Origin of the sequence: Corynebacterium phoceense (assembly GCF_900092335.1) — a bacterium.
Classification (GTDB): Bacteria; Actinomycetota; Actinomycetes; order Mycobacteriales; family Mycobacteriaceae; genus Corynebacterium; species Corynebacterium phoceense.
The window spans coordinates 605,273-629,523 of sequence record NZ_LT596208.1; the positions used below are offsets into that span (position 1 = coordinate 605,273).

Consider the following 24,251-nt stretch of genomic DNA (forward strand, 5'->3'; position numbering starts at 1 on the left):
CGTGGCGTTTTAGTCAAATCATTCTATAAACCCGAACCTACGTGCGATAGCGCTGCGGCTTACAGTGCGGCGTCCAGCGAAAACCCGACAGGCGGCGCGGTGGGGTCAGAATGTTAGAATGGTCGTTATGTCTTCGTACCTTGTGCATGGAATCTGGCTGCCGGTCTCCGGGCTAGGTTTATGGATTGAACAGGTCGAAGGGCACAAGATCATCACGCCTGCCGCGGTGCCGGAGGGCACCTTCCCCGCGGTCGTGGATCAGATCCTTGCTAATAAATCTTTCCGCAACCGTGCACGCATGACGCTGCGCACGCCCAAGGGCAAAGACGTCTCGCTCATGGTGCCCATGGCCATGTTTGGCCCAGATGAGACGGTGAAGATTTTAAGCCAGCTCACCGCCGTGTCGCGGCGCGCGCCGGGCGTGAGCCTAGAGCAGCGCGAAAGCCTCGCCCCGGATCTACTCTGGCTCGTGCGTGCGTATGAGGGACTCACGAAGTTCGTGCGCGCGGGGCGCGTGACCATGCGCCTGAACTACCAGTCCGGCGAGTGGTTCCCCATGTGGCAGCTTGCCTCAGGCCTGGGGGAGCGCGGCTGGCTCGCGGAGATGGTCGCGGCGGCTCCCGGCATCCTTACCGTCAATAACCGGGCGCTCACTGATGACATGGCGGACGAGCTCACGCACTGGATTACCTACGTTGAGCTCGAGGACCTCCGCACGCAGATTCGCCCTTACCCGTGGCACGAGTTCGTCGATGCCCTCCTGCGGACCACGGCGGTCAAGCGCGGCCGCGCCCAGCTCCTGCGCGGGCTGAACGAGTGGAAGGATTCCATTACCCAGGTCGACCTCCAGCTTGTGGTCATCGTCGAGGAGCCGCCGGCGGAGCAGGAGCTTGCCGATGCCCCCGCTCCCGGCTTTGCCGCCGCCTCCAGTGCCGGAGACGACGGGGACGAAAGTTTTACTCCGGGATGGCAGGATACGACGTGGCCGGTGCGCCTTGCCGTGCGCTCGGGCACGGATGCGCCGCAGCCCATCCGCACGAGCCAGCTCGACCGCACGAGCGTGGAGCGCCTGCGCGACGTGCGCCGCCGCGCCATCGAGATCGCGCCGCGCTTGGCACAGGAGGGCTCGCGCGAGCCGGACCGCTACTACGAGAACGCGGGCGACTGGGATGTCTATCTCAGCACCGAGGACCTGCTTCAATTCGTGGGCGCAGACGCTGCGGCGCTGCGCACGGCCGGGATCAACGTTATGTTGCCCAAAGCATGGTCCCAGATGGAGACCACCGCCAAACTGGAGACCCGCGAGGCTGACTCCGGGGCGGACGGCGCGACGAAGCGCCACCTCGGCATGGAAAAGCTGGTTAAGTATGACTGGCGCCTGTCCGTGGGCGATATTGAGCTCACCGACGACGAGATGGACGAACTCATCGCCTCGAAATCTGGACTTATCCGCCTGCGCGGCAACTGGGTGATGGCGGATACGGCGTCCATCACGCGGATTAGCGACTACATGTCCAAGCTGGCCAAGCAATCGCGCGAGCGGATGAAGAAGGAACTCGAACGCGACCTCATACGCGCCGAGCACGCTCGAGACTTGGGCACGCCGGGCTGGGAAGACCAGATCGCGGACGTCCAGCGCCGGCTTGCGGAGTTCAACGAGGCCGCGGACGACGCAGACTTCGGCGAGGTCACCGTCGCGGAACTGCGCCAGCTCGCGCTCGAGGCGATGGCCAAGGACCCGATCGAGTTCACCGGCAGCGGCTGGTTCAACTCCTTGCTTGGCGGCATGGAGACCCCGGCGCCCAAGCGCGTCGACATTCCGGACACGGTGCATGCGGAGCTGCGCGATTACCAGCGCCGCGGCGTGGACTGGCTTTACTGGATGTCCCAGAACGATATCGGCGCGGTGCTCGCGGACGACATGGGCCTGGGCAAGACGCTGCAGCTGCTTTCCTTGCTCGCGGTCGAGCACGCCGCCGCCGCGGCTGCGGAGGAAGCGAAGCCCGGCCCTACGCTCGTCATCGCGCCCACCTCCGTCGTAGGTAACTGGGCACGCGAGGCCGCGAAGTTCGTGCCGAGCTTCAAAGTCCTCGTCCAGCATGGCTCGCAGCGCCTGCGCGATCAGGATTTCGTGGACAAGGCACGCGACTACGACCTCGTCATCACCTCGTACGGCACGGCCTCGCGGGACTTCCTCATGCTTGGCGAAGTGGACTGGGACCGCGTCGTGCTCGACGAGGCGCAAGCCATTAAGAACTCCGGCACGCGGGCCTCGCGGGCTGTGCGCTCGTTGCCGTCGCGGCATCGGTTAGCTCTCACGGGCACCCCGGTGGAAAATCGTCTGAGCGAGATGCGTTCCATCCTCGACTTCTGTAACCCGGGCGTCCTGGGCTCGGCGAGCTTCTTCCGCAACCACTTTGCCAAGCCCATCGAACGCGGGGATGACCCTGGCCTGGCCGAGCGGCTGCGCCAGCTCATCGCGCCCTTTATCCTGCGGCGCCTGAAGACTGACCCCACCATCATCGATGACCTGCCGGAGAAGTCCGAGCAGATCGTTACCGTGGAGATGACTTCGGAGCAGGCGGCGCTGTATAAAGCGCTCGTCGACTCCATCCAGCGGCGCTTGGAGGAAACGAAGGGCATGGCGCGCCGCGGCCTCGTGCTCGCCTCGCTCACACACATTAAGCAGATTTGTAACCACCCGGCGCACTACTTGGGCGATGGTAGCGCCGTGACCATTCGCGGCAAACACCGCTCTGGCAAGGTTCGCGAACTCATGCGCATTGTCGATGAGGCCACGCAGACCGGCGAGCGCATTCTCGTCTTCACACAGTACAAGGCCTTTGGCGATATCCTGCAGCCTTACCTCACGGAGCAACTCGGCCGTGAGATTCCGTTCCTACACGGCGGCGTGACGAAAAATAAGCGTGACCAGATGGTGGAGAGTTTCCAGGCGCCCGATGGGCCGCCGGTGATGATTCTTTCGCTCAAGGCGGGCGGCACGGGCCTTAACCTCACGGCGGCGAATATCGTGGTCCACATGGACCGCTGGTGGAACCCCGCCGTGGAAAATCAGGCCACGGACCGCGCCTTCCGCATCGGCCAGGAGCGCAACGTGCAGGTCTACAAGATGATTACGGCGGGCACGCTCGAGGAATCCATCCAGGACATCCTCGACGGCAAGATGCAGCTCGCCGGCGCCATCGTGGGCGAAGGCGAAGGCTGGCTCACCGAGCTCAGCCCCGAGCAGCTGGCTGATCTTATGAGCTATAGGGGAAGGGAGTAGGCCATGGCGGATTCAACCACGGGCGACGCAACGAACGATGGCTCGACGCCTGACAACGTCACCTACGTCAACTTCGGCACGCGCAAGCGCGTGACTACGCAGGACGAGGTCCTCAAGGTCGACCGCGTCAACCACTCCGGATCCTCTATGTCTCCGGCCGCGACGCGCCTCGTGTCCTTCATGAGCAAGGAAGTCGACGCCGGACGCTTGGCGCGCGGGCGTGACTACGCTCATGCGGGCAACGTCGTCGGCCTTGACGTGCGCAATGGCGCCATTCACGGGCGTGTGGCCGGCAGCCAAAACGAGCCCTTCGCCGTGCTCATCCAGCTGCCGTACCGCAGCAACGACGATGTGGGCCAGGTCAGCGAGATTATGGCGCGCACTCCCAATGCCATCCGTGACGCGCGTGACGGCCTCCTGCCCGTCCGCGTCCTCGATATCCTGTTGGGTGAGGACCCCGACGACGTGCGCTTTAGCTGCTCGTGCCCGGATCACGCTCCATTCTGCAAGCACATCGTGGCGGTGGTCGACCGCCTCGCCGCGCGCATGGACGCCGACCCTTCCGTCGTCTTCGCCATGCGCGGCCTGAGCTTCGCCACGCTGGAACAGTCCATGATGGCCCAAGCTCAGGAAGCTTCCCGCGACGCGTATTCGCCGAACTCCGGTCTGGACTCCGCGGAGCGCAACCAGCTGTTCTGGAACGGCCGCGGCCTGCCCGATATTCCTGAGCCCAAGATCGCGCCGGCCCTTGAGGACTCCGATATGGATCTGCTCCGGAAGGCCTTGCGCTCTGTCACGCACACCAATCTCGAATTGTTGCGCGCCGTGAGCGATATCGAAGAACTCTACGATTTTTTGGTGCAGCGCTAAAGGCATGCAGCAAGACTCCTAGCCGGCGCGTTCGATATAACTCGGCGTCATGTCGACCCCCTGTTTTATGGTGGAGCCATGACTCAACGCGTAACTTTTATCCATACCTCGGACTTCCAGTGGGGAATGCAGCGCTGGTTCCTCGAAGGCGAGGCACAGGCCCGCTTTAGCGCCGCCCGTCTTGCCGCCGTTGAGCGCCTGGGCGAGCTCGCCACGCGCACCGGCGCGCAGTTTATTGTCGCCGCCGGAGACGTCTTTGAACATAACTCTCTTACGCGCCAGACCACCGGCCGCGCCAATGAGGTGCTCGCTGGTCTGCCGGTGCCTGTTTACCTGTTGCCGGGCAACCATGATCCTCTCGTGGCTGACTCGATTTTCCGTACCGCGACTGCGGAGAACGTCTATGTCTTGGGCGATAGCGTGCCACAGGAGGTGGCCGACGGTGTCGAGCTCGTGGGGGCTCCGTTGCTTACCAAGCATGTCAACCGTGACCTCGTTGCTGAGGCCCTGCAGGGACTTGAGCCCACGGAGAATATCCGGATCGCAGTGGGCCACGGCCAGGTCTCCTCGCGTACCTCCACGCCTTCGCCAGCAGAGATTGACTTAGCGCAGGTCGAGCAGGCCGTTCGCTCCGGCTCTATCGATTACCTTGCTTTGGGCGATACGCACTCAACCCAGAACCTCTCGGCGACTGGCGCGGTGTGGTTCTCTGGTTCGCCCGAAGTGACGGATTTCCATGGCCTCGAGACGGATAACGGCGAGCGTGATTCCGGCAATGCTCTCGTGGTCACCATCGAAAAGGACGGCACGGGACCGGCTACGGTGACGGTAGAAAAGCACCACGTGGGGCAGTGGCGCTTTGACGCTGTGTCCGCGGAGCTTGACTCCCTCGAAGACGTGGAGTCTTTCCTGTCGCAGCTGCGTGCCTATGAGAATAAGGACCGCACCGTCATCAAGTACGGTCTCACCGGCACGCTGAGTCTGACCGCACAGCGCGCGCTGGAATCAGGGCTTGATGAACTCACTGATATCTTTGCCGCGCTTTATCCGCGCGAGCGCCTTATGGACTTGGTGACCGAGCCCGACCCGGATGAGCTCGACAACCTCGGACTTACCGGCTTCGCCGCGTCGGCGCTGGAAGAACTCGTCGAGGATATGAGCGCTGGCGACCTCGAAGCGCGCGATGCCACTAATCTGCTGTTCCGTCTTACTGCCAAGGGAGCCTAAACCACCATGCGTATTCATTCCATCGAATTGAACAACGTCCGCGGCGTGCGCCACCTGCGAGCCGACAATTTTCCGGATACCGGCGTCATCGTTATTCATGGCGGCAACGAGGCGGGTAAGTCGACCATCCTCGACGCGCTCGGCATCGCGCTTTTGGAGCGTGCCGGGTCCACGGCGAAAACAGCGCGCGATAAGACGCTGTCCGATCGCGGTGTCATGTGGCTCAAACCCGTGGACGTGGACGAGGCACCCGAGGTCACCGTGTCCATGAGCATTGGCCCTTATGACTTCAAGCTGTATAAGCGCTTTATCAAAGGCTCGAAGACGGAGCTGGAGATTACCTCGCCGAAGCACGAGAGCCTCACCGGTCCGGATGCTCAGGCACGACTCGACGAGATTATCGCTGAACATCTCGACAAGGCTCTGCTGGCGACGCTCTTCCTGCGCCAAGACCAGCTTGATGAGGGCATCGCCGCAGCTGGCGTGCCGTCGCTGACTGCGGCGCTGGAGCGCGAGACCGGCACGGACGCCGAGACCTCATTCGGTGACGACACTGACCTCATGCGCCGCGTCTCGGACGAGTTTCGCCGTTACTACACGGAGAAGGGGCGCGCCTCCGGTGAACTGAACAAGGCGGAGAAGAACCACGAGGCCTGCGTTGCCGAGGCCGCGCAGAAGCAGAAGAAGGTTGATGAACTTGCAGGCTTCGTGGACAGTCACGCTCGCGCGAATGACAAGCTCGAGCGCGCGCGTGAGGATCTGCCTGAGGCACGCTCCGTTCTGGAGGAGCGCGAAGCATCCGCGGCGAAGGCGACGCAGATGGCTGCCGCCGTGGAACAACAGCGCCAAGGCGTGGAACGCGCACGTCTCGACTCTGAGCGCGCAGACCAGGACCTCGCGCGCCGGGAAGAGCTGCGCAGCAACCTGGAGGAGTACGAAACTCAACTGAAGACGGCCGTTGAGGCCGTCGCTGCCGCAGAGACCGCCGCCAGGGAAGAAGAAGAGACCGTCGAGGAGCTCACCGCGGCGCTCACTAAGGCGAAGGCTGTGCGTGATGAAGCACGCACGGCCCGCGATGCTGCCCGTGTCGCTGCTGAACACGCCCAGGACCGTCAACGCCTGGCCCAGCTGCGCGAGCGCGTGAGCGAACTCGATGGCCTCGACGCGGCGGTGAAGGACGCCCGCGAGGTCGCCGCTGCGCGGGGTCGTGTCATCACGGATGCTGACGTCACGCGTGCTGAAAAGGCCTCCAACGAGGTCGAGCTTGCTGCCTCCCTGCGTGAGCAGGCGGCGGCCAAGCTGATTCTGCGTTCGGGCAAGGACTCGAGCGTCACCGTTGACGGCGAGGAGCGTGCGCTGCCCGCTGATGAGGATGTGACTGTCGCGCTCGATAACGGCACCGTGCTGGATATTGCTGGCATTTCTGCTCGCTTCGATGCAGGTGCTGCAGCGAGCGGGGACGCGCGTGCGCGTGAAGACAAGGCACGTGCCGCGCTCGCCGATATTCTGCAGGAGCTCGAGTGCGTAGACGTGGATGAGGTCCGCGCGACCCGTGACGCACACCGCGAAGTGGGGGAGCACCTCTCCCGGGCCGAGGCCGACTTGCGCTCTGCGCTGCGTGGCGAGGAGCTCGGCGACTTGCGTGCACAGCTGGGCGCCCTGGAGGCACAGCTCGAGGTTGCGGCTGCTGGTGTCAAAGACACTGCGGAAGAACTCAGCGTCGCCGAAGCAGAAGAAGCCCGCAAGGAAACACACGACGCATTTGAGACCGCTGACGCCGAGGTCGACAAGGCCGCGGCCCGCCTTGAACCGCTGCAACGCCGCCAGGCGCAGGCGGAACTCATCGCGGTGCAACAGAACGAAAAGGCAGTCCGCGAAAACGTTGAGCGTGCGCAGAAAGCCGTGGCTGCAGCCGCAGAGGCCGGCAGCGTCAAGGATCTGCAGGCGGCGGCGGAGGCCGCGAAGACGGCGCTGAGTGAACTGGAGGAACAGCTGGAGACGGTTGAGCGCGAGCTTGCAGACAACGACCCGACGCTGGCACAGAAGCTGGTGGTGGGCGCACAGACGCGCGTCGAGACTCTGGAGAACACCATCAGCACCGCCGAGAAGGAGATGCTCAGGATGGAGTCTTATATCTCGGCAGCCTCCGGCGCGGCAGAAGAACTTGAGCTTGCCCTTGCTGCTGAAGAGCTGGCGCAGCAAAAGCTCGCGGCCGTGCAGCGTCGCGCTGCTGCCGCGCGTCGTCTCTACGAAGTGCTCCAGGAGCACCAGACGGCCGCACGCCAGCGGTACGCGGCACCGTTTGCTGACCGCCTGGGACAGCTCGCGCGTTCCCTTTTCGGCGGCGACATCACATTCGACCTGGATGAGGAACTGCGCATTGCCAGCCGCACACGCGGCGGCGTCACGGTCGACCTCGACGCGTTGTCCGGTGGTGCGAAAGAGCAGCTGGGCATTCTCACGCGTCTGGCTATCGCCGACATGGTGGGCGATGATGCGGAGGGTGGGGGAGAGTCGAATGCTGGTGTGCCTGTCATCATTGACGACGCATTGGGTTCCACGGACTCGCAGCGCCTAGAACTTATGTCCACCATCTTCGCGGATGCCGGTCGTCACAGCCAGGTCATTGTGCTCACGTGTATGCCTGAGCGTTATGAGTGGATCCCTGGTCGCGTCGAGTTCGACATCGAAGATTTGAAACGTGTTCCACTTGCGGGTCGGTAATTCTTTGACGCCCCACCCTGGCATGCACGGCCGGCAGGGTGGGGCGAATGGTTGAATAGCACAACGAAACCTTAGATAGTCCTTAGTGAACAACTGTTTACGGTGTCACTATTGTACTCCGCGGCGACTTCATTAATTACGTTGTTATGATATGTTTTCTGAATTTAAGGTAAAAACTCGTTATATGAATCCGCTAAAGTCGCAGGTAGACCACAAAAGAAACTCATTTATTGGTTTGTTAAAGTGCGTTGAAGTGCTACCCTTGTTGAGGTGACTACAGAACCTCGATGGCTTAACGCGGAAGAGCAGGAGCTCTGGCGCGATATTCTCGGCACCATTCGTAAAATCAACCGCGGCATGGATGAGGCGCTCATGGCGCGTGGCGATCTCTCCGTGTCGGAGTTCTCTGTTCTTGTTTCGCTGTCTGAGGCTCCCGAGCAGCAGCTGCGTCTGCGCGAGCTGTGCGCGGATCTGGACTGGGACCGCTCCCGCACCTCGCACCAGGTCACGCGCATGGAGCGTCGCGGTCTCGTGCAGAAGATGAAGTCCGTGGGTGACGCTCGCGGTGTCGTTGTGCGCATCACCGACGCTGGCCTGGAACGCCTTGAGGCGGCTGCCCCGGATCACGTTGAGTCCGTGCGCCAGCTGGTCTTTGACCCAATGGACATGGCTGACGTCGAGGTGTTGAAGAAGTACTTCGCCGCAGTGGTGGACCATCCGGTGGACTTCTCCTCCGGCGTTCACGTGCCGGCCCAGGGCGAAGCTTAAGTTACCGCGCGACATTGGCAAGTAGGAGCGTTCTGTAGCGCCCTGATACCCCGCGGCACCGTTTTAAAGAATAGGTAACGCGAGGTCTTCTTTTGTCTGTGTGCCATAGAATGGCGGACATGATGGGTCAAGAATTATTTGAGCACCCCCTGCGCCAGTACGCGGAGTACGGCGTGACAGAGTTGCGCGAGGAGTCGCCGCGGCTCGGGGATCCGGCGTCTTTTGAAGATGATACGGCTACCGAGGAGCAGCTCGACCTCATGGAGGAGGTCTTCGCGCGCCACGCGGAGGACGCCGTGACCTTCGACGAAGAATCTGGGCTGTGGATTGTCGGTCCCGAGGAAGATATTGAGCGCATGTTCGCGGACCGTGAGGCGTTCCTTGACGCGCTGGAAGCGGGCGAAGATCCGGGCGTGTAGGCGCTCGAACTTTCTGTCTACCCCGTAAGGGGGCTGTTAGCACTAGGTAACCGTATGGTAACGAAATATCTCCGGATCGATAGGGAGATATGGGGCGCCACCTGCTACTCTAATAAGGGTTATTAAGAGACCAGAACGTCATCGAAGTGCCGTTGCGGCCTTCCTGGTCTTAAAGGATGAACGAAAGGAATGACGACATGAGCACTCGTCTGGAAACCGAAAAGCAAGAAGCTGCCGCCCGCGAAGCTGACAACGGCATCGCGAAGGAATTCCTTTTTGCCATCCCGATGTTCATCCTCTCGGCCATCGTGTGGATGGCCGCTCTCATGGGTATGCACTACATTGAGATGGGTTCCCTCTTCTAATTAACCTTGAGCTTTAGCGCGTCGGCTCCGGCACTTGCCGGGGCCGTTCGTTGTCTTGGCGCACTGCTCTTTCGTCCCTGAACCCCTACATGACACAGCTGCATAGCGAGCAGCGTTGAGCGGTTGCTCGCTGGCCGCGTGATAGTGGCGAGGGGCCGAACGTTGAGACGTGCAAACAAAATCCCGTTGGCCAACATTTCTGCTGGTCAACGGGATTTTTATTGTGCCCCCGACAGGGATCGAACCTGCGACCTTCGGTACCGGAAACCGATGCTCTAATCCGCTGAGCTACGGAGGCATGTGCTGTGCGCAGCACCGCCGGGCACTGCGCACGCAACGAGGAATAGTTTAACTCACACCCTTCCCGGAACAGGAATTGCCCCGGGGTGGCGTGGTGGCTGGACTGAGTGAAAATCCTAGTGCAGCCCCGGTGCCGAGGTAGCGGCGGTATGACCGGTGCGCAGGTAGTCCACCACGATGTCATCCACGGCCTTGTTGCCGAGAGCAAAGTGGCCGTGGCCCGGACCGTTGACGGTGACCTGGTGGGCGCCCATGGCGTCACGGATTTCGCCTTGGTAGCGGTACGGCGTCTGCGGGTCGCGGGTGCCGGAGAGCATGAGCGGGCGGGTCGCCAGGTGTGCGCCGCTGAGCTTGACCGGGGTGGCTACCGGGCCGCGGCCGCTGCAGGCGGTGCCAGAGCCCCACAGCGCCGGAAAAACGTCATTGAAGTCGCCCGTCACGAAGTTGGACCAGACGAGCAGCGGCAGCTGCGTGGGGTCGCCAGGAACGGTGTTCTCGTTGCACATGATGAGCGCCTGCATATTTTGCGCCTGCATGGCCGCGTCCATGAATTTCTGTTGGTCCTGCTCGCTGAGGCCGCCGATCCCCTCCGCGGCCATGTCGCGCTGTCCTGCGAGGTGTTCGGCGAACTTCTCCCACGTCTCGGGGCGCGGGCCGACCTCGCGTGTGATCGCGAAGGTCGTAGACGTCACGGGCACGGAGTTGGGATGCGTCACCTTGTCTGCAAGGAAATTGGCGTTGGCGCGCAGCGCGCCCGTGGCCGTCATGAGATCGGCGCCGGGCTGGCCCACGACCTCAAGACCGGGCGGTAGGTCGCCAATCTTCGCGTTCGGCGGGAGCGTGGTGGGGCGCACGCCGGATTCGCGCTGGATGCGAGCAGCCCAGCGCTCGTAGACCGCCAGAGGTGTCGTGCCGAGGTGGAAGCGTGCGTCGTTGGCCGCGATGTACGCGAAGAGATCGTGGTAGGCGCCCTCATAGCCGGCACGCTGTGCGGGCAGGAGGCCGTTCCACGTGAGGCTCGTTCCCATGGCGGAGTCGAGCACGACGCGGTCCGTGTGCTGCGGGAAGAGCGTGGCATACGTCGAGCCGAGGAACGTGCCGTAGCTGAGGCCTGCGATGGAGATGCGGTCCTCGCCCAGGGCCTTGCGCACTTCCTCCCAGTCACGCGCGGTATTCTCCGTGGTGAGCGAGTTCGTGTAGCCCGGCGTACCCTTCTCACAGGCGTCACGCACTAGCTTGCCGTAGGCAAGGAAAACGTCAGCTTCGCTGCCTCCTGCTTCCTCACAGCGCACTGGCGTGGAGCCGGGCAGGCCGCGGGGCTGGACGCCGATGACGTCCCACTCGTCGCGCACGGCCTGTGGCCACGCAATTGCGTCATTGCCAGCCCACCCGTAGGCGTCGCCGCCCGGGCCGCCCGGGTTGGTAAAGAGCGCACCACGGCGTGCAGAAGGATTGGCCGCGGGCACCTTGACGAAGCCGACGGAAATCGTGCCGCGATCTGGGTGACCGTAATACGTGGGGACCGTGACACGGCCACACTGCGCGCGGTCGATAGTGACCTCAGCGGGGCAGTCTTCCCACGCGATGGCTGGCCGATTCTCAGCCTGGGGTTGAGCCTGTGCGGCAGGTTGAGCGACCATGCTCGGGGAAAGCAGCGTCGCGGCTGCCGCCAGAGTGGCGAGCAGGCCGCGGAGAGGACGGGGACTAGTAGACACACAACTCCTTGCAAGACGGACCGTTCCCGCCGCGGGCGTTGTGGTGGCCCGGGAGACGGGACGACAGAGACTATTGGAACTACTTTTTACTGTAACAAAGCTGGCTACATGGCGCAGCTGACCCGTGCCGTGCGGGGCGCCGCGCGACAGCACAACGCCCCGCCGGCGGCATCGGAAAGATGCGCGAGCGGGGCGTGGTGACCCGTGGCGGGTCGCGGAGGCGTTTTACTTCACGAGCAGCACGATGAGGTCACGCGGGCCGTGGACGCCCTCCACGCGGGAGAGCTCGATGTCCGAGGTGGCCGACGGGCCGGAAATCCACGTGGCTGGGTAATCCGGGTTGATACGGGAGACCATCTCCGGCACGCCGTAGACAACCTGGTCCGGGCGCACGATGACGAGGTGGCGGTCCGGCACGAGCGAGAGAGCACGGCGGCCGCAGAGCGGGCCTGCCTCGAGCACGATGGTGCCGGTCTGCGCGGAAGAGACGTGGGACTCGGTGACGACGGCATCGACGTCGTTGAGCTCACGCGGGTCGGATTCGCGGGAGTCCGGAGTAGCGTGGCCGCCCGCGGCATTGAAGGCCTCGAGCAGGGAAGCGTCCATGCCCTCGGCGTAGCGCACGTCGGAGCAGCCGCGCTGCTGGAGGATCTCTGCGATCTTCTGCGGCAGCTCAGACTCGGCGGCCTCGTGCACGTCCGCCTTGTAGTCTACGAGGCGGTCGATGAGCATCTCATGCAGCTCCTGCGCGTTGAGCGTGCCCTTGGTCTGGTACTCGCGGGGGATCTCTACGTGGTCGGGGAGACCTGCCTGCTTCTGGGCGGTGCGGATGCGCTGCAGGATCTCAGTCTTGGCGTCCATTACTTGTCTTCGCCTTTCTGGGGAGCGTTCGAGAGGGCATTGGTGGGCAGGCCCTCGGCACGCGCCTGGGCGAGCAGGTCCTTGGCGTCCTCGGTTTCAAACCATTGACGGAAGGACTTCTTTGGCGGCACCGCGGTGTCGCGGCCTGCGGACCAGCCGGATAGGAACAGCGGCAGGGATTCCATGACGCCGTTGAAGCCGCCGAGCACGCGGCCCAGAGCGACGACGCGGGTAACTTTGTCCCACAGCTGCGGGTGGTTCCAGAGCAGGCCCACGGCGCCGAAGAGCTTGGGCTCGATGGGCGGGGCGGCGTGCTCAACCTTCTGGTGGCGGTTTTCGAGGATGACCTCGGTGAGCGGAATCTTCACCGGACAGACTTCGTCACAACGACCACACAGCGAGCAAGCGTACGGCAGGGAGGCCGACGGATCGTGGTGGTCCTTGATGCCGGTGAGCTGCGGGGTAAGCGAGATGCCGATGGGGCCCGGGTAGACGGAGCCGTAGGCGTGGCCGCCGGCGCGCTCGTAGACCGGGCAGACGTTGAGGCACGCGGAGCAGCGGATGCACTTGAGGGCCTGGTGGCCGATGGGGCTCGACAGGGCGGCGGTACGGCCGTTGTCGAGGAGCACGATGTGGAAGTTTTTCGGGCCGTCGCCTTCCGTCACACCCGCCCACATGGAGGTGTAGGGGTTCATGCGCTCTGCCGTAGACGAACGCGGCAGCAGCTGGAGGAAGACCTCGAGATCCTGGAACTTCGGCACGAGTTTCTCAATACCCATGACGGTGATGAGGGTCTCCGGAAGGGTGAGGCACATGCGGCCGTTGCCCTCGGACTCCACGATGTTGATGGTGCCGGTCTCCGCCACACCGAAGTTAGCGCCGGAGATGGCGACCTTCGCCTTCATGAACTGCTCGCGCAGGAAGAGACGGGAGGCCTCGGCCAGCTCGGACGGCTCGGCCTTGAGTTCGTCCGTGGTGTTCGGCATCTTGTTGACGAAGATATCGCGAATCTCGGCGCGGTTGCGGTGGATGGCCGGAACCAGAATGTGCGACGGCTTGTCGTCACCCAGCTGGACGATGAGCTCGGCGAGGTCGGTCTCCTGGGCGTGGATGCCCTCGGCTTCGAGGTGCTCGTTTAGACCGATTTCCTGGGTCGCCATGGACTTGATCTTCACGACATCCTGGACGCCCTCGGCGCGGATGAGGGAGGTGATGATCTCATTGGCTTCCTTGTTATCGCGTGCCCAGTGGACGTGGCCACCGCGCTTGGTGACCTGCTCCTCAAACTGGAGGAGGAGTTCCGGCATGCGAGCTGCGACGTCTTCCTTGAGGGCGGAGCCAGCGTCGCGCAGCTGCTGCCAGTCCGGGGTCTCATCGACCGCGTGCTGGCGCTTGTTACGAATGGTGGTGGTGGCGTGCTGGAGGTTGCGGCGCTGCGTGGCGTTGTTGAGGCCATCGTGCGCGGCAGGGACGAAGCCGCGGTCACCGCGGAGGTTGCCCACGCCCTCAGGGGAGCGCGGCGGAGTGGTGTCGAGGAACGTGGTCATTAGAGCATCTTCTCCTTGGAGTAGGCGGCCGACTTCGGGGTCCACGGGTGCTCCTTGGTGGACGCCAGAATTTCCGCCATGTGGACGGCGCGGATGCCGGAGCGCTGACGGGACAGGGTACCGGCGATGTTCATGAGGCAGGAAGAGTCGCCGCCGGTGACGTATTCAGCCTCCGTCTCCTTGATGTGGCGAGCCTTGTCGAAGGACATGGACTGGGAGACCTCGGGGTTCTTCAGCGAGAAGGTACCGCCGAAGCCACAGCACTCTTCCGCGTTCTGCAGCGGGACGAGGTCGATGCCTTCGACCTGCTCGAGCAGCTGGTACGGGCGGTCGCCCAGTTTGAGGAAGCGTAGGCCGTGGCAGGAGGAGTGGTACGTCACGCGGTGCGGGAAGAAGGCACCGACGTTGGTGACACCTGCGATGTCCACGAGGAACTCCGGGAGGTCATACGTCTTGCCCGCGGCCTTCTTCGCGCCGTCCACGTCCGCGGCGGTGCCGTGGCGGTCTGCGAGCTGCACGTGCTTCTCACGTACGGCGCCCACGCAGGAGCCGGAGGCGGCGACGACGTAGTCGATGGACGGGTCTGCGAAGGCATCCGCGTAAGAGCGGATCATGCCCAGCGACTCCTTCTGGTAACCGGTGTTGAAGTGCATCTGGCCGCAGCAGGTCTGTTCCTCCGGGAAGACAACCTCGTGGCCGAGGCGCGAGAGGATGAGGGCCGTGGCCTTGTGAGCATCTGGGAACAGGGCGTCGCCGATGCACGTGGAAAACAGTGCAATACGCATGTATGCGCTCCTTTGGGTTCCAGCAGTACTGCCTGTTGTCTCGATGAGGGCTGAAGCCAGCATTTTCCACGGAAACGGACACTGACCGCTGGGTTGTACGTGTTATGGGGTTATGTATGAAATAGTACCGCGCATGGTGTGTAAATTCGACGCAAAAATAGGCTTCTAGCTGCGCTTATTCCGCAACATTAGTGTTGCGGAATTCGCTACCTGCGCGCCCGCTATTAAAAGACGGGCCGGGAAGCCGGATTTCCGAACGGGCGTGAGGATTTCATCACAAGAAAACGGGGGTAATTCGGGAGGGCAATCCATAGTATGGTCGTCTTGGAACCGCCAAGAACGCACAAAGCCCGCCCGCGCTGGCTGAAGGAAAGCCAGCGTGGGCGGGGCGTGCGGAAAGTGCTTTTAGGGAACCAGGAAGCCGAGCGCGTTCGTCATGAGGAAGACAATAACGCAGACCACCACGAGGAAGAGTGCGGAGTAGCCCACGACGGCCTTGAGGATCTTGGACTCCTGGCCTTCCATTTGGACGGCGGTCGCGGCAATGGCGAGCGACTGCGGGGAGATCATCTTGCCCACGACGCCGCCGGCGGTATTCGAGGCGAGCATGAGGTCCGGGTTCACGCCAATATTGTTGGCGGCGGTGACCTGGAGGTTGGCGAAGAGGGCGTTGGCGGAGGTATCCGAGCCAGTCACGGCGGTACCGATCCAACCGAGGACAGGGGAGAAGAGGGCGAAGATGCCGCCGGCCGAGGCCACGAACTCGCCAATCGCGATGGTCTGGCCCGAGTAGTTCATGGTGTAGGCGAGCGCTAGGACCAGGATGATGGTGAGGGCCGACCATTTCATGCGGTTGGCCACGTCGCCAAACTTCGTGACGGGGTCCGAAGCCTTGAGCGTGTAGCGGCCGTTTTCGTTGAAGAACATGTAAATGACCGCCACGATGATGCCAGCAATAAGTAGCAGCGAGCCCGGGTTGCCAAAGACGTTGAAGCTAAACGCGGTGTCCATGGGCTTGCCGTCCGTGGCGAGCACGGTGCCATCGAGCAGCGGCCAGGCGAACTTCACCTTGAGGAAGCCGAAGAGAGCCGGTACGGCGGTGGCCAGGCCGAAGACGGCGGTGACGACGGCATAGGGAAGCAAGGCCATCCAGATGCGGGAGCCGGTGAGGTCCGTGGAGGTCTCCTGCGCCGGCAGACCCATGCGCTCACGCAGGGCGTCGACGTTCTTGGGCTTCCACACGCGCAGGAATGCAAACGCACAGCCGAGCGAGACGATGCAGGCGATGACGTTGGTGAGCTGGTAGGCAAAGAAATTCGCCGCGAGCCACTGCGCGATGGCGAAGGAGATGCCCACGACGCCGGCGGCCGGAGCAGCTTCCTTCACGCCGCGCCAGCCATCAAGGATGAAGAGAATGAAGAACGGCACGGCGGCTGCGATGAGGAAGACGATGGAGGAGATGAGGCCTGCGATGTCCGCGGTCTGTTCGACGGTGCGGCCGCCCACCTCACCGGCGGTGGTGACGGGAATGCCCACGGCGCCGAAGGCCACCGGAGCGGTGTTTGCGATGAGCACGACGGTGGCGGCCTTGAGCGGCTTGACACCGAGCGCCAGAATCATCGTCGCGGTAATAGCGACCGGAGCGCCGAAGCCGGCGAGGGCCTCGAGCAGTCCGCCAAAGCAGAAGGCGATGAGGATGGCTTGGATGCGGATATCGCCGTCGCCGAGAAGGTCGAAGGTCTTGCGCAGATCCTCAAAGCGTCCCGAGGCGACGGTGATCTCGTAGAACCAGATAGCGGTGACGATGACCCAGACGATGGGCAGTAAGCCAAAGAGCCCGCCGCGCACGGCGGAAGAGACGGCCATGCCGAAGGACATGTCGAAGCCGAAGATGGCGATGAGAAGCGCCACGAGCAACGCGACGGCGCCAGAGGTGTGCGCGCGGGCCTTAATACCCAGCAGCATGATGAAGAAGGCGACGAGCGGCAAGATGGACACCAGCGCGGTGAGCGCCGGCGAGCCAGCTATGGCATCTGTCGTGATCTGAAAGGTGTTCATACGAACTCGCTTTCCCTAGGCAGAACAGGACACGGTAGCCCTGCTCGATCGATAAAGAGGATGGGTTGGTCTTTCTTAGACTAAACCGGGGTTAGCGATTTATTCCACATTTGTCGGTTCTATGACATCTACCTCACGCCAGACGGGGGCAGCTGCGTGCAACCTGCCGCGGTCCAGCAGGGACTAATGGTGCCCCGGCCGTGCATGACCTATAGAATTTGTCCCTATGAATCCTGCAGATCTTTCCGTGCTCATTCGCGACACCGCCGCGACCGTCATGGCCGCGCACGATCTGGACGCCTCCGTCCTGCCCGAGTCCGTGACCGTCGAGCGCCCCCGCAACCCGGAACACGGCGACTACGCCACCAACCTCGCCCTTCAGGTCGCTAAGAAGGCCGGCGCCAACCCGCGCGAGCTTGCTACCTGGCTTGCCGATGCCCTCTCGGCCGACGCCGCCATCGACTCCGCCGAGGTCGCCGGTCCCGGCTTCCTTAATATCCGCTTGGCCGCCGCCGCGCAGGGCGCCATCGTTGCTCAGGTCCGCGAGGCTGGCGCTGCGTTCGGCTCCAACGAGGAATACGCGGGCAAGAAGATAAACCTCGAGTTCGTCTCCGCGAACCCTACCGGCCCCATCCACCTGGGCGGCACCCGCTGGGCCGCCGTGGGCGACTCCCTCGGCCGCGTGCTCGAGGCCTCCGGCGCCGCCGTGACCCGCGAGTACTACTTCAACGATCACGGCCGCCAGATCGACCGCTTCTCTAACTCCCTCGTTGCCGCCGCAAAGGGTGAGCCGACCCCGGAGGATGGCTACGGCGGAGACTATATCCAGGAGATCGCGGCCAAGGTTATGGAGCAGGTTCCGGACGCCCTGGAGGGCACCGAGGACGAGATCCGCGAGAAGTTCCGCGCCTCGGGCGTGGAGATGATGTTCGCGCACATCAAGGACTCCCTCCACGAGTTCGGCGTCGACTTTGACGTCTACTTCCATGAGAACTCCCTCTTCGAGTCTGGCGCGGTGGAGAAGGCCGTCGCTCACTTGAAGGACAATGGCAAGCTCTACTTCGAGGACGGCGCCTGGTGGCTGAAATCCACCGACTACGGCGACGACAAGGACCGCGTGGTTATCAAATCCGACGGCGACGCCGCCTACATCGCGGGCGATATCGCCTACGTCGCGGATAAGTTTGACCGCGGCCACGACCTCGCCATCTACATGCTCGGCGCGGACCACCACGGCTACATCGCGCGCCTGCGCGCGGCCGCCGCGGCCATGGGCTACGACCCGAACCAGGTCGAGGTCCTCATTGGCCAGATGGTCAACCTGCTGCGCGATGGTGTCGCCGTGAAGATGTCCAAGCGCGCCGGCACCGTCATTACCCTCGATGACTTGGTCGAGGCCATCGGCGTCGACGGCGCTCGCTACTCGCTGGTGCGTTCCTCCGTCGACTCTTCGCTCGATATCGACCTGGGGCTGTGGACCTCGCAGTCCTCGGACAACCCGGTCTACTACGTGCAGTATGGCCACGCTCGTATCTGCTCCATCCTGCGCAAGGCGTCTGAGATCGGCGTGTCCGCAGAGGGCGCGGACCTCGCGCTGCTCACGCACGACAAGGAGGGTGACCTCATCCGTACCCTCGGCGAGTTCCCGGAGGTCGTTAAGGCCGCCGCGAACTTCCGCGAGCCGCACCGCATCGCGCGTTACGCTGAGGAGCTGGCCAGCGTCTTCCACCGTTTCTACGATCAGTGCCAGGTCCTGCCCAAGGCTGGCGAGGAAGCCGAGCCGATCCACTCCGCGCGCCTCGCGCTGGCTGATGCCGCCCGTCAGGTCCTCGCCAACGCCCTTACCATGGTGGGCGTGTCCACGCCGGAGAAGATGTAAGTGAGCACGACGGACTTCAACACGCTGCCGGCGCACGTGTGGCCGCGCAACGCCCGCCGCGAGGAGGACGGCGTCGTCACCATTGCCGGCGTCCCGCTGCCGGAGCTCGCCGAGCAGTTCGGCACGCCGCTCTACGTCTTCGACGAAGACGACTTCCGTGCGCGCTGCCGAGAGATGGCGGACGCCTTCGGAGGCCCGGACCACATCCACTACGCGTCCAAGGCGTTTATCACCAAGCGCGTGGTCAATTGGGTCAACGAGGAAGGCCTGTGCCTTGACGTCGCTTCGCTCAACGAGTGCAAGATCGCGCTCGCCGCGAACTTCCCGCCGTCGCGCATGACCGCGCACGGCAATAACAAGGAAAAGGAGTACCTCGAGCTCTGCGTCGACAACGGCGTGGCTCACGTCGTGCTGGACAACGAGGGCGAGCTGGCGCAGCTCAACGAGATTGCCGCCGCGGCGGGTCGCGTCCAGAACGTCATGATCCGCGTGAAGCCCGGTGTCGACGCCCACACGCACGAGTTCATCGCCACCTCGCACGAGGACCAGAAGTTCGGAATCTCGCTCGCTACCGGCGCCGCCTTCGACGCAGCCCGCGCGTGCCTCGAGGCCTCCAACCTCAACCTCGTGGGCTTGCACTGCCATGTCGGCTCGTCCGTCTTCAACGCGGAGGGCTTCAAGCTTGCCGCCGAGCGCGTGCTCGCGCTCTACAAGCGTATCCACACCGAGCTCGGCGTCGCCTTGCCCGAGCTCGATCTCGGCGGCGGCTTTGGCATTCCCTACATGGAATACGAGCAAGCCCTCGATGTCGCGTCGCTCGCCGCGGATCTGCTGGCCGCCGTAGACCGCACGGCCCAGGAGCTCGGCATCGCCGCACCCTTCGTCCTCGTCGAGCCCGGCCGCTCCCTCGTGGGCGCGTCTGCGGTCACGCTCTACCGCATCGGTACCGTCAAGGACGTGGAAACCGGCAAGGCCGAGCTGCCCATCCGCCGCTATCTGTCCGTTGACGGCGGCATGTCGGACAATATCCGTCCGGCTCTCTACGGCTCCGAGTACGACGTACGTCTCGTCGGCCGCGAGACCGAGGCCACGTCCGTCGACTCCCGCGTCGTGGGCTTCCACTGCGAGTCCGGCGATATTCTCATCGACGAGCGCACGCTCCCCGGCGACATCACGACGGGCGACCTCGTCGCTTTTGCTACGACGGGCGCGTACCAGTACATGATGTCCTCGCGTTACAACGGTGCGCTGCGTCCAGCCATCGTGTCCGTGCGCAATGGCGATGCCAGCCTCATGCTGCGCCGCGAAACCGTCGCGGATCTGCTCGCTCTCGAGGCCGACTAAAGCCCACCGCACGCAATATTTATTCACGCCCCGCAGCCTGGAATTCCCAGTTCAGCGGGGCGTCGGACGTTTTCTCCTACTGATGTGCCGCCCATCGGCGGGGGACTAGTGCGCGAGTAGACCGAGGGGTCTGTATTATGAGCGGAAGCAATTATTACACCCACTATTTTCAAGGGGACACCTCATGGCGAATAACCAGGCAGCAACCACCTATGGCCACGGCAAGGGTATCGGCGCGACCGTCGGCATCGCGCTGTTGGGTATGGGTACCGTTGGTGCCGAGGTGTTCCGACTCATCAACGAAAATGCCAACGACTTTGAGCAGCGCATCGGCGGCCCCGTCGCCGTTCGCGGCATCGCTGTCTCGGACACCTCCAAGGAGCGCCCGGGCGTTCCTGCGGAGCTGCTCACCACGGATGCTCATGCGCTCATCAACCGCGACGACGTCGACGTCGTCGTCGAGGTCATCGGTGGCATCGACTACCCGCGCGAGCTCGTCCTCGCTGCGCTCAGGGCCGGCAAGTCTGTCGTGACCGCCAACAAGGCGCTCGTAGCCGCGCACGCGGATGAGCTCGCCGCCGCCGCTAACGCCGCNGACGCGCGGGCCGCCGCGGCATCGACACACTGGGCAACGCCGTCGTCCAGTGGACCCCAGCCATGGACCCGCACGCCGTCGCCGCCGCCATCCCGGTCGTGGGCATGCTGCGCCGCTCGCTGGCGGGCGACAAGATCCAGCGCATCTCCGGCATCGTCAACGGCACCACGAACTTCATCCTCGACGCGATGGAGACCACCGGCGCCTCCTACGAGGACGCGCTCGCCGAAGCCACCCGGCTGGGCTACGCTGAGGCAGACCCCACCGCCGACGTCGAGGGGCATGACGCCGCCTCCAAGGCAGCCATCCTCGCCTCCCTCGGCTTCTACACGCGCGTGACATTCGACGACGTCCACTGCGAGGGCATCTCCAAGATCACCGCCGAGGACATCGAAGCCGCCGACCGGGCTGGCTACTCCATCAAGCTCCTCGCTATCTGCGAGCGTCTCACCGCTGCGGACGGCACCGAGTCCGTCAACGCCCGCGTCCACCCGACCCTCGTGCCGAAGGACCACCCGCTGGCGTCGGTCAACAAGTCCTACAACGCGATCTTCGTCGAGGCCGAGGCCGCAGGCTCCCTCATGTTCTACGGCAACGGTGCGGGCGGTAACCCGACCGCCTCGGCCGTCCTCGGTGACCTCGTCGGTGCCTCGCGTAACAAGGTCCACGGCGGCCGCGCTCCGGAGGACAACACCTACGCGCACCTGCCCATCGCCAGCTTTGGCGAGGTTGAGACTCGCTACCACATCGACATGGAGGTCGCGGACCGCACCGGCGTGCTCGCAGCTATCTCCAACGTCTTCGCCGAGTTCGGCGTCTCGCTGCGTACCGTGCGCCAGGAGGACCGCGGCGAGACCGCCCGCCTCATCGTCGTCACGCATGCTGCGCGCGAATCTGTCCTCGCGGACATTGTCGAGCACCTCTCTGGCCTTGACGACGTCCACGCGGTCAACTCCGTGATCCGCCTCGACAACTAGTCCGCTCGACTAAGGTAATTCTTCATGAGCATTGACATTGAAGTCGGCACGACCGCCACGGTGAAGGTTCCGGCCTCCTCGGCGAACCTGGGCCCCGGTTACGACACACTCGGCATTGCGCTGAGCCTCTACGACACCGTTGAGGTCGAGGTCACCGCCTCCGGCCTCGAGGTGGAGATCTTCGGCGAGGGCGCGGACGAGCTCCCGCACGATGGCTCCCACCTGGTGGTCAAGGCCATCCGTGCGGCGCTCACCGCCGCGGACGCGCACGCCCCGGGCCTGCGCGTGGTCTGCCATAACACCATCCCGCAGTCGCGGGGGCTTGGCTCCTCGGCTTCCGCCGCCGTCGCGGGCGTCGCCGCTGGCAACGGCCTGGCGGGCTCACCGCTCACCAATGAGCAGCTGGTGCAGCTTTCTGCGGCTTTCGAGGGTCATCCGGATAACTCGTCTGCGTCTGTCCTTGGCCAGGCCGTCGTCTCGTGGACCACCGTCCCCGTCGACGGCCGCACCGCGCCGGAGTACAAGGCCGCAACCCTTGACGTTCACCCGGACATCAAGGTCACTGCGCTCATCCCGGACTTCCACGCGTCGACGCAGGCTGTGCGCCGCGTGCTGCCGTCGCACGTCACGCATTCCGATGCCGCGTTCAACGTGTCGCGTACCGCCGTCCAGGTCGCAGCGCTTCAGCACTACCCGGAGCTGCTCTGGGAAGGCACGCGCGACCGCCTGCACCAGCCGTACCGTTCGGACGTCCTGCCGGTGACCGCAGAGTGGGTCAACCGCCTGCGCAACCGCGGTTACGCCGCGTACCTCTCCGGCGCGGGCCCGACCTGTGCGGTCCTGCACACTGAGCCTATCGATGCCGCCATTCTCGACGACGCCCGCGCCGCTGGCCTGCGCGTCCTCGAGCTCGAGGTCGCAGGCCCCGTCGAGGTCACCGTCTCCCGGGCCTAGACACCGGACAGAGACGCACGACAAAAGCTCCCCTTGCCAACGGCAAGGGGAGCTGTCGTCGTGGGGCGCGAGCCGCAGCACGCCGCTCGGGCTTTAGTCTTACGCTGCGCTGCCTGCAGTCGTCATCGCAGGCTCAGCAGCGGCGGGCTCAGCCGCCTCAACGCGCTCGATGTGAACCTGGCAGATGCGGTTTCCGGACTTCGGAATGAGCTTGAGGTGCAGGCGTCCCTTGAGGTCGCGGCGCGAGAGCTCGTCGAGGTAGCCGTCGTGGACTGCACACACGAAGGGGGAGGGCTGGACGCCTGCCGCGACGAACGGGCAGGCATGCAGCTCCATCGCGGAGACGCCGGTGGAATTAAGTTCCTGGGCGTCGATGGTGGGATCGAAGCCCATGTCGCGCATCTTGCGGTAGAGCGGGGAGAGCGGATCGTCACCGTCGCGCCCGCAGTCTGTCATGGTCTGTGCCCACCGGCGGCCAATCTCGCGGGCCTGCTCGGACTGGAAATCGTCAAGGCTGTCTTTGTCCGCGAGCATCTCCGCCATGAGGCTGATGAGCGCGACGTATTCCTCGGCGATGGAGCGGTTGTCCGGAATGCGCACCTGGAAGATGAGCGACGGTCGTCCGCGGCCTTTGGCGGGCGCGGTAATCACACGCACGGCACCAGCGGCGACGAGTTCGTCGAGGTGGCCGCGGGCGGTGTTGACATGCATGTCGAGCTCGTCTGCGATCTCCGCGGCGCGTGCGCCTTGCGGGAAATCTTGCAGCGTGGTGAGAACTTCGCGCTGCTTAGGAGACAGGCGCAGGGCCTCGGGAAAGAGCTCAGTGGATGAGCGCGGCGTAGAAGGCATACTCACATCCTTGATGACAAGCGCTTGAACAGAGCGCGAAAACGTTCACTCGAAGAGATAACAGCTTTGAGATTACTCCGCGTAGAGCGGCGTACCCATTCTTCTGCGATGTTGTAATAAACATCACGAACCCCGTAAATATTACACCACCCCGAAAGTAAGGCTACGACGCTGCAGCGTAGACCTTGAGCTCTGAGGCTGGAATATGGCAGCGCACGCTCATGCCCGGAGTGAGGGCATCCGCGGTGGCAGCATCGATGGGCACGTCCACGACGCCCGCGCCGAGGTCGACGCTCGCCGTCGCATCCGCCAGTGTCGTCGCCGTGACCGCGATGACCTTGCCCGCCAGGCCGTCGTCTGAGTCCACGATGTTGGCCGCCGTCGGTCGGAACGTGGCCAACGCGGCGGCGCCTTCCGGCAGGCCATCGGTGTCGACGCGCAGTCGCGTGCCAGCGCACACGACCTCGTCGGTGCTGGTGACCGTCACACGGAGCATCCCGAGTCCCGCCAGTCCCGCGACGAACGGCGTGGGCGGCGTGCGCAGCAGCGTGTCCGTGGGGCCCGCGGTGACAACCTGGCCGCCCTCGAGTACGGCCGCGAAGGAGGAGAGTCCCGCGACGTCGAGCGCGTTGTGAGTGACCATGAGTGTCGTACGGTCGTGCGCGGTGGCATGGAGAAAGCGGCGCCACCGCGCGGCTGAGGCGACGTCCACGGCGGCGAGTGGCTCG

General features: G+C 64.0%; 17 protein-coding genes, 1 tRNA gene and 1 pseudogene. 11 read left to right on the forward strand and 8 right to left on the reverse strand.

Translation table 11 applies throughout. From position 1 onward, the window contains the following. Positions 1 to 127 precede the first annotated feature (127 nt). From BN9444_RS07005 to BN9444_RS14515, 7 genes are all read left to right on the forward strand, one after another. Complete coding sequence (locus BN9444_RS07005; RefSeq protein ID WP_068801652.1) at positions 128 to 3,286, forward strand: DEAD/DEAH box helicase; 3,159 nt, start codon at positions 128 to 130, stop codon at positions 3,284 to 3,286. Between the two features lie 3 nt (positions 3,287 to 3,289). Then, positions 3,290 to 4,156, forward strand: a complete 867-nt coding sequence (locus tag BN9444_RS07010) for an SWIM zinc finger family protein (RefSeq protein WP_066490730.1) — start codon at positions 3,290 to 3,292, stop codon at positions 4,154 to 4,156. A gap of 78 nt (positions 4,157 to 4,234) precedes the next feature. Next, positions 4,235 to 5,383 (forward strand): metallophosphoesterase family protein, encoded by a 1,149-nt coding sequence (locus BN9444_RS07015; RefSeq protein ID WP_066490733.1) that lies wholly within the window; start codon positions 4,235 to 4,237, stop codon positions 5,381 to 5,383. A gap of 6 nt (positions 5,384 to 5,389) precedes the next feature. After that, on the forward strand, positions 5,390 to 8,107 hold the full coding sequence (locus tag BN9444_RS07020; RefSeq protein WP_066490737.1) for an AAA family ATPase: 2,718 nt from the start codon (positions 5,390 to 5,392) through the stop codon (positions 8,105 to 8,107). Between the two features lie 270 nt (positions 8,108 to 8,377). Then, on the forward strand, positions 8,378 to 8,875 hold the full coding sequence (locus BN9444_RS07025) for a MarR family winged helix-turn-helix transcriptional regulator (protein ID WP_066490745.1): 498 nt from the start codon (positions 8,378 to 8,380) through the stop codon (positions 8,873 to 8,875). 119 nt (positions 8,876 to 8,994) lie between these two features. Then, positions 8,995 to 9,294 (forward strand): molecular chaperone GrpE, encoded by a 300-nt coding sequence (locus BN9444_RS07030; protein ID WP_066490747.1) that lies wholly within the window; start codon positions 8,995 to 8,997, stop codon positions 9,292 to 9,294. A 197-nt stretch (positions 9,295 to 9,491) separates the two neighbouring features. After that, positions 9,492 to 9,659, forward strand: a complete 168-nt coding sequence (locus BN9444_RS14515) for a hypothetical protein (protein ID WP_154666904.1) — start codon at positions 9,492 to 9,494, stop codon at positions 9,657 to 9,659. Between the two features lie 224 nt (positions 9,660 to 9,883). Here BN9444_RS14515 and BN9444_RS07035 read toward each other — a convergent pair. The 6 genes from BN9444_RS07035 to BN9444_RS07060 all read right to left on the reverse strand — a co-directional run bounded on the left by BN9444_RS07035 (position 9,884) and on the right by BN9444_RS07060 (position 16,925). Further along, positions 9,884 to 9,957 (reverse strand) — tRNA-Arg (locus BN9444_RS07035). Positions 9,958 to 10,075: 118 nt separating this feature from the next. Beyond that, positions 10,076 to 11,674 carry an alpha/beta hydrolase gene (locus tag BN9444_RS07040; RefSeq protein WP_066509360.1) on the reverse strand — a complete coding sequence of 533 codons (1,599 nt, stop codon included), beginning with the start codon at positions 11,672 to 11,674 and terminating at the stop codon, positions 10,076 to 10,078. A 225-nt stretch (positions 11,675 to 11,899) separates the two neighbouring features. Next, on the reverse strand, positions 11,900 to 12,535 hold the full coding sequence (locus BN9444_RS07045; protein ID WP_066490752.1) for a LutC/YkgG family protein: 636 nt from the start codon (positions 12,533 to 12,535) through the stop codon (positions 11,900 to 11,902). Then, positions 12,535 to 14,082 (reverse strand): LutB/LldF family L-lactate oxidation iron-sulfur protein, encoded by a 1,548-nt coding sequence (locus tag BN9444_RS07050; RefSeq protein WP_068801653.1) that lies wholly within the window; start codon positions 14,080 to 14,082, stop codon positions 12,535 to 12,537. The genes BN9444_RS07045 and BN9444_RS07050 overlap by 1 nt, the downstream gene beginning before the upstream one ends. Continuing rightward, the gene (locus BN9444_RS07055; RefSeq protein WP_066490756.1) at positions 14,082 to 14,867 is read right to left on the reverse strand and encodes a (Fe-S)-binding protein; all 786 of its coding nucleotides are present in this window, start codon (positions 14,865 to 14,867) and stop codon (positions 14,082 to 14,084) included. Before BN9444_RS07055 ends, BN9444_RS07050 begins: the two co-directional genes overlap by 1 nt. A gap of 405 nt (positions 14,868 to 15,272) precedes the next feature. Beyond that, complete coding sequence (locus tag BN9444_RS07060) at positions 15,273 to 16,925, reverse strand: L-lactate permease (protein WP_066490769.1); 1,653 nt, start codon at positions 16,923 to 16,925, stop codon at positions 15,273 to 15,275. A gap of 226 nt (positions 16,926 to 17,151) precedes the next feature. Here BN9444_RS07060 and argS point away from each other — a divergent pair, with 226 nt between their 5' ends. The 4 genes and pseudogenes from argS (at position 17,152) to thrB (ending at position 22,674) form a co-directional block, all read left to right on the forward strand. After that, the gene (gene argS, locus BN9444_RS07065; protein ID WP_066490772.1) at positions 17,152 to 18,804 is read left to right on the forward strand and encodes an arginine--tRNA ligase; all 1,653 of its coding nucleotides are present in this window, start codon (positions 17,152 to 17,154) and stop codon (positions 18,802 to 18,804) included. After that, positions 18,805 to 20,148 (forward strand): diaminopimelate decarboxylase, encoded by a 1,344-nt coding sequence (lysA, locus tag BN9444_RS07070; protein ID WP_066490773.1) that lies wholly within the window; start codon positions 18,805 to 18,807, stop codon positions 20,146 to 20,148. 184 nt (positions 20,149 to 20,332) lie between these two features. Continuing rightward, positions 20,333 to 21,720: pseudogene (locus BN9444_RS07075) on the forward strand (homoserine dehydrogenase). A gap of 24 nt (positions 21,721 to 21,744) precedes the next feature. Next, positions 21,745 to 22,674 (forward strand): homoserine kinase, encoded by a 930-nt coding sequence (gene thrB, locus BN9444_RS07080; RefSeq protein ID WP_066490776.1) that lies wholly within the window; start codon positions 21,745 to 21,747, stop codon positions 22,672 to 22,674. Positions 22,675 to 22,773: 99 nt separating this feature from the next. Here the strand turns inward: thrB and BN9444_RS07085 are convergent, their stop codons facing one another. Together BN9444_RS07085 and BN9444_RS15130 are read right to left on the reverse strand one after the other, a co-directional pair. After that, entirely contained in the window at positions 22,774 to 23,523 is a 750-nt protein-coding gene (locus BN9444_RS07085) for a helix-turn-helix transcriptional regulator (protein WP_068801654.1), read from the reverse strand. A 163-nt stretch (positions 23,524 to 23,686) separates the two neighbouring features. Next, positions 23,687 to 24,251, reverse strand: a 565-nt coding sequence (locus BN9444_RS15130; protein WP_478219562.1) for an ATP-binding cassette domain-containing protein, incomplete at its 5' end; no start/stop codon positions are given.

Excerpts from the sequence above, each read along its gene's own strand:
- BN9444_RS07005 (WP_068801652.1), top strand. The coding sequence starts at position 128 with ATGTCTTCGTACCTTGTGCATGGAATCTGGCTGCCGGTCTCCGGGCTA.
- BN9444_RS07010 (WP_066490730.1), top strand. The coding sequence starts at position 3,290 with ATGGCGGATTCAACCACGGGCGACGCAACGAACGATGGCTCGACGCCT.
- BN9444_RS07015 (WP_066490733.1), top strand. The coding sequence starts at position 4,235 with ATGACTCAACGCGTAACTTTTATCCATACCTCGGACTTCCAGTGGGGA.
- BN9444_RS07020 (WP_066490737.1), top strand. The coding sequence starts at position 5,390 with ATGCGTATTCATTCCATCGAATTGAACAACGTCCGCGGCGTGCGCCAC.
- BN9444_RS07030 (WP_066490747.1), top strand. The coding sequence starts at position 8,995 with ATGATGGGTCAAGAATTATTTGAGCACCCCCTGCGCCAGTACGCGGAG.
- BN9444_RS14515 (WP_154666904.1), top strand. The coding sequence starts at position 9,492 with ATGAGCACTCGTCTGGAAACCGAAAAGCAAGAAGCTGCCGCCCGCGAA.
- BN9444_RS07045 (WP_066490752.1), bottom strand. The coding sequence starts at position 12,535 with ATGGACGCCAAGACTGAGATCCTGCAGCGCATCCGCACCGCCCAGAAG.
- BN9444_RS07050 (WP_068801653.1), bottom strand. The coding sequence starts at position 14,082 with ATGACCACGTTCCTCGACACCACTCCGCCGCGCTCCCCTGAGGGCGTG.
- BN9444_RS07055 (WP_066490756.1), bottom strand. The coding sequence starts at position 14,867 with ATGCGTATTGCACTGTTTTCCACGTGCATCGGCGACGCCCTGTTCCCA.
- BN9444_RS07060 (WP_066490769.1), bottom strand. The coding sequence starts at position 16,925 with ATGAACACCTTTCAGATCACGACAGATGCCATAGCTGGCTCGCCGGCG.
- argS (WP_066490772.1), top strand. The coding sequence starts at position 17,152 with ATGAATCCTGCAGATCTTTCCGTGCTCATTCGCGACACCGCCGCGACC.
- thrB (WP_066490776.1), top strand. The coding sequence starts at position 21,745 with ATGAGCATTGACATTGAAGTCGGCACGACCGCCACGGTGAAGGTTCCG.
- BN9444_RS07085 (WP_068801654.1), bottom strand. The coding sequence starts at position 23,523 with ATGCCTTCTACGCCGCGCTCATCCACTGAGCTCTTTCCCGAGGCCCTG.